Source organism: Micromonospora sp. RV43 (assembly GCF_001029515.1).
Classification (GTDB): Bacteria; Actinomycetota; Actinomycetes; order Mycobacteriales; family Micromonosporaceae; genus Micromonospora; species Micromonospora aurantiaca.
In genome coordinates, this window is sequence record NZ_LEKG01000294.1 from 1 (window position 1) to 5,050 (window position 5,050).

Here is a 5,050-nt window from a genome sequence, read left to right on the forward strand (position 1 = left end):
ACGTCCTGCACAGCGGGCTCCTGCACATCGACCCCACCAGCGGCAGGCTCGCCCTGGACACCGCGACCGCCCGCGCCGCCGCGCTCCTAGCCACCCTCACCCTCACCAGCGGCGAGTCCGGCCCGGCACCGGCGGCCGGGGCCTGGCCGGGCGGCTGGTGCAGCCGTCGCAGCGCCGGGCCGAGCGCCGGGGTGGCCGGCAGCGCCTCGCGTACGACCAGGAACAGCCCGAGCCCGACCGCGCACCCGCCGAGCACCGCGATCGCCAGCTGCCAGTTGAGGATCATGCGATCGCCTCATCCAGGTCGGGCGCGGGCAGGAACCGCGCCGGCCGGGGCGGCTGGCTCATCGAGCGCACCCAGACCAGCAGGCCGACGAACGCCGCACCGAGCACCGCCATCACGAGCTGGCCGGTCAGCGTCCCGTACGGACGGATGTAGTCGCTGTTCACCAGCCCGTACGCGAGCGTCGCCAGCGTCATGCCGGTGAGGAAGCGGACCGCGAACCGGGGCTGCGTGCGCTTCGCCTCGACCTCGCGCCGGGTCGCCACCTCGGCCGAGGCGGCGGTGGCGATCGACCCGAGCACGTCGCCGAGGCGCTCGCCCCGGTCGGTGAGGTGCAGGATCAGCGCGGCCACCACCTGGTCGGCGACCGGGTCGGCGATCTCGTCGGCGAAGGCGAGCAGCGCGGAGCGGGCCAGCCAGCCAGCCTGGAGGCGGGCGGCGAGCGTGCGTACCTCCTCCTGGATCTCCTCCGGCGCGGTGGCGATGGTGCCGATGATCGCCTGCTGGAGTCCCTGGCCGGTGGCCGAGATGTCCTTGAGCCGGCGGGTCCACTCGCCTACGGCTTCGACCCGGGCGATGGCCCGCTGCTCGGCCCGGCCGACCGCGAACAGCCACGGCACGCCCGGTACCGCGAGCGCCACCAGCAGGCCGACCACCGGCAGCCCGGTGAGCAGGAACGCCGCCGCCCCGGCGACCACAGCGGCGCCGAGCAGGAGCTGGTAGCGGCGCTGGTCGGCGCGGCTCGCGCCGGAACCGGTCCAGAGCCGGCTCAGGCCCGGCCCGGCACCGGGCGCCGGACCGGGCGGGCGACGGGTGCCGACGAGCGCGACCACTGTCAGCACCAGCCCGGCCACGCAGGCCGCGCCGGAGACCAGGGCGATCAGTTCGATCTGCGTCACGCCGGGCCTCCGCTCGGCCGCGCCCCGAGGCGGGTGTGCCGGGGCCGCCGCCACGCGCCCACGCCGGCCTCGACGAACCTGGTGAGCAGGCGGGCGTCGTAGCCGACGCGCAGCAGCTGGTCGCGGATGCGTTCGGGCAGGTGGCGGGGGACCGCACGGCCGTCCGGTCCGGGGCCGAAGACGGTCGTCGTGGTGATCCGGTTGCCCTCGCCGACGCCGATGACCTCCTCGACGTGCGAGACGAAACGGTGCTTGCGCCCGCCGATCGCTGTCTCGTCCTCGACCGTCACGTAGACGATCAGGTCGAGCGCGTTGCCGGCCATCCGGCGGGCCTGGTCGACTGTCATCTCCCGGCCGTGCGACAGCGCCAGCTCGATGATGCGTTCGCTCACCCCCGAGGGGGTACGCGCGTGGATGGTGCACATCGACCCGCGGCTGGTGGTCATCGCCTGGAGCATCGGCACGATCTCCCGGGACCGCACCTCGCCGACGATGATCCGCAGCACGCCCATGCGCAGTGACACCGGGATCAGGTCGGCGATGCTGACCTCACCCGCCGGCCGCCCGTCCGCGCCGCGCTCGCCGTGGCCCTCCCGGGACTCGAAGCTCATCACCGCCCGGTGCTTGTGCCCGCGCCGGGCCGGCAGCAGTTCCCGGCTCTCCTCCAGCAGCACGTACGGCTCGTCGGCCGGGATCTCGTCCATCAGCGCGCGGATGACAGTGGTCTTCCCGGCACCGGCGAGCCCGGCGACCATGATGTTCAGCCCGGCCCGCATGGACGCGCGGAGGAAGTCGCGCAGCAGCGGGTCGATCATCTCGTCCAGGTCGGGCCGGCCGCCCGCGATGTCCTCCAGGCTCACTTCGAGCGTGTTGTGCTTGCGGATCACCGCGTACGGGCGGTGGCTGACCAGGAACACGGCGGCGAGCCGGCTGCCGTCCGGTAGTTGCAGGTCGAGCGTGGGCTTCGAGGTGGACAGCGACCGCTCGGTGGCACCGGCCCGGCGGGCCGCCGCCTGGAGGATCTCCACCAACTCGTCGTCGGTCTCGGCGATCGGCTCGGCCCAGTCGACGCCGCCGCCGTGCCGGGTGATGCGTACCTGGTCGCAGCCGAGGATGTGCACCTCCTCGATGCTGTCGTCGACGAGCAGCGTCTGGAGCCGGCCCAGCCCGACGAGTTCGGCTGTGACCTGGTCGAGCAGCAGGCGTTCCGAGTCCGCCGCCATCGGCGTGCCGGCACGGCGTACCGAGTCGGCGTACGCGGACACCACGGCTACCGCCAGCCGGGCGCGCTCGACCTCCTCGGCGTCGGCGTCGAACTCGCGTCCGCGCTGCCAGTGGGTGAGTCGTTCGCTCAGTTCCCGGCGCAGCTCGCGGACCACGGCGAAGTCGACCCGGGGGCGTGGCGGTGGCGCCGGTGGCGCGGCGGGCGCCGGGCCGGGGACGTGGTGCCGCCCGTTCGGCGGGGCGAGCGGCGGCACAGTGGAGACGACGCCCGGCTGCTGCGCGCGTGGGTCGTGGGAGACCGGCTCAAACCGCACCGGACACCCCCGGCACGCTCGGCGCGGTCACCGCGCGCGGTGTGGTCGCCCCGGGCCAGGCCAGCCGGGCGCGCCGCCGGTCCAGCAGCGCCCGTACCGGCACCTCCAGGGCGCCGGCCGCGCGCATCAGCGGCCGGTTGGCCCGTACGGTGCCGCCGTGGGCGAGCACCTCGGCGGTACGCGGGTCGTGCGGCAGGCGGGCGATCACCGGCAGCCGTAGCGCCTTGCTGATCTCGCTGGTGCCGTGCCCGTCCCCGACGACGAGGAGGCGCAGCGTGCCGGGCGGTACGCGGTGCTCGGTGAGGTCCCGCTCGATCGCGCGGGCGGTGGCCCGGGTGGCGGAGAGGTCGGGCAGGTGCGCGCGGGTCACCAGCAGTACCACCGCGGCGGCCCGCAGCAGCGGCCACGGTGGACCGCCCACTGCCAGCCGGCCACAGTCGACGAGCACGTCGTACGGCGGTTCGCCCCGCTCCAGCCCGGTGAAGTAGTCGGCGAAGCGCTGCCAGAGCGGGATCACGCTGCCGGCCTGGGCCGGGTCCACGACGCCGGGCAGCAGCAGCCGCTCGCGGCGGGGCGCGTCCAGGTCGACCAGCTGGGACCAGAACGCGTGCTCCAGGCTGCCGTCCCGCAGCTCACCCACCGCCAGCTCACCGATGCCGCGCGGGCCGTCCAGCGCCCCGCCGAGGTAACCGGCGAGGATCGAGCCGCCCGCCGGGTCGCACTCGGCCAGCACGAGCCGCCGGTGCCAGCTCAGCGCGGCGGCGAGCGCGGCGGTGGTGACGCCCGGCGAACCCTTCGCCGAGACCAGGGCGATGATCGCCATCAGGCCGCCTCGGTGAGCACGAGCGCGATCCGGTCGTCGGCGGCGAGCGCCACGACAGCTGGTACGTCCCGTACGGCAAGCGCCAGGTAGACCACCACGTCGCCGTTCTGCGGCGCGGCGGTGTCGATCACGGTGCCCTCGAACCGGGTGCCGCCGCCGCGGGACGCCTCCGAGCCGCCGCCGGTGGCGTTCGACGGCGTGCTGACCAGCAGCACCTTGTCGCCGGGGTGCAGCTTGCGCGCCGGCACCTGCTCGGGTTCCAGCCCCAGCGCGATCTGCTGCTGACCGGGGCCGAGCAGCGGGGCCTCGGTGAGCTGCGCCGGGGTGAGCAGCGTGCCCGGGGTGAGCCGGACGGCCGCCCGCAACCCCAGCACCTCGTCCATCCGGTCGGCGGGCACCGGCTGGAGTTCCCGCCCGCCGGAGACGCGTACCGGCACCAGGTCGTCGGCGGTCAGTTGGTGTCCCACGTCGACCTGCCGGGCCACTGCGAGGTACGTGCCGGTGGAGCGGACCGACGTGACCGCGAACGCCGCGCCCAGACCGCCGAGGGCGATCAGCAGGACCGCCAGGCCGAGCAGGCCGGGGCGGACGCGTCGTTGCCGGACCACCTTCGGCGGCGCGACCGGCGCCTCCACCGGGGTTCCGTTGCGGGCTGCCACGACACTCATCGGGTCACCACCTGAAGCTCGTTGATCTGTACCAGGACGACGCCGCTGGACCGGCTCTGGGCGATGACGCCGCTCTCGCCGCCGCCGGACCACTCGACGGTCCAGAACGTCGTGGCGCTCACCTGGTAGGTGCCGGCCTTCGGATAGCCCTGGTCGAGGCCGCAGTCGGGTGAGGTGGAGCCGGCCCTCGGCCCGTCGGCCCGGTAGGGCGTGCCCGGCCCGTCGCAGGTGACGTCGATGTCGTCGGACATGTGCCAGACGATCCGGTCCACCTTCGCGGTGATCTCCACGGTCAGTCCCCGGTCGGAGGCGGACGCGGACAGCGGCCCGAAGTACGCCGCGCCCGGGCTGGCCCACATCCAGACGGGCAGCCCGACCAGGCCGGGGCCCTGGCTGCGCCGGGGCGCCACGGCGGCGCGGGGCGGGAGCAGCGAGATCGACGCCAGCGCGCGGCGGGCCAGTTCCTCCGGGTCCGGCGGCGCGCCGTAGCCGGGCGGCGGCGCGTCGAGAAGCGCCCGGCGCAGGCTGCCGAGGTCGCCACCGTTGCAGGTGAGCTGGTACCACTGCTTGCCGGGAGGGGCCTCGTCCTGCGGCTCTTCGAGCTTGTAGTAGCAGCCGTCGGCGTTGTTGAACCAGCCGAGAATCGGGTGGTAGCAGGGGATGGCCCGGCCGTTCCACTGGCACTTCGGGGTGCTGCCGCCCCCGCCGCCGTTGTCCCCGCCCCAGGCCAGCTTCCACCCGGACGACCGGGGCCGGGCCATCGGCACCTGGTCCGGGCTGTCCGGTGTGTCCACCGCGCTCGGTCCGCTGCTCGGCGGCTGGCTGATCGACACGCTCTC

Annotated in this window: 5 protein-coding genes and 1 pseudogene; all 6 read right to left on the bottom strand. The window is 74.8% G+C overall.

Annotated features, from left to right (window positions below; all coding sequences use genetic code 11):
• Window positions 1-286 (bottom strand): annotated as a pseudogene (locus ABD52_RS41280) (hypothetical protein); the annotation flags it as partial.
• Window positions 283-1,182, bottom strand: a complete 900-nt coding sequence (locus ABD52_RS36160; RefSeq protein WP_013283464.1) for a type II secretion system F family protein — start codon at window positions 1,180-1,182, stop codon at window positions 283-285. The pseudogene ABD52_RS41280 and the gene ABD52_RS36160, both read right to left, overlap by 4 nt.
• Window positions 1,179-2,720: a CpaF family protein gene (locus ABD52_RS36165; protein WP_013473468.1), complete on the bottom strand. Its 1,542-nt coding sequence runs from the start codon at window positions 2,718-2,720 to the stop codon at window positions 1,179-1,181. The genes ABD52_RS36160 and ABD52_RS36165 overlap by 4 nt, the downstream gene beginning before the upstream one ends.
• Window positions 2,710-3,543: a hypothetical protein gene (locus ABD52_RS36170; RefSeq protein WP_013283466.1), complete on the bottom strand. Its 834-nt coding sequence runs from the start codon at window positions 3,541-3,543 to the stop codon at window positions 2,710-2,712. Before ABD52_RS36170 ends, ABD52_RS36165 begins: the two co-directional genes overlap by 11 nt.
• On the bottom strand, window positions 3,543-4,211 hold the full coding sequence (locus ABD52_RS36175) for an SAF domain-containing protein (RefSeq protein WP_013283467.1): 669 nt from the start codon (window positions 4,209-4,211) through the stop codon (window positions 3,543-3,545). Before ABD52_RS36175 ends, ABD52_RS36170 begins: the two co-directional genes overlap by 1 nt.
• Window positions 4,208-5,044: a hypothetical protein gene (locus ABD52_RS36180; RefSeq protein WP_047894709.1), complete on the bottom strand. Its 837-nt coding sequence runs from the start codon at window positions 5,042-5,044 to the stop codon at window positions 4,208-4,210. Before ABD52_RS36180 ends, ABD52_RS36175 begins: the two co-directional genes overlap by 4 nt.
• Between the last annotated feature and the right edge of the window lie 6 nt (window positions 5,045-5,050).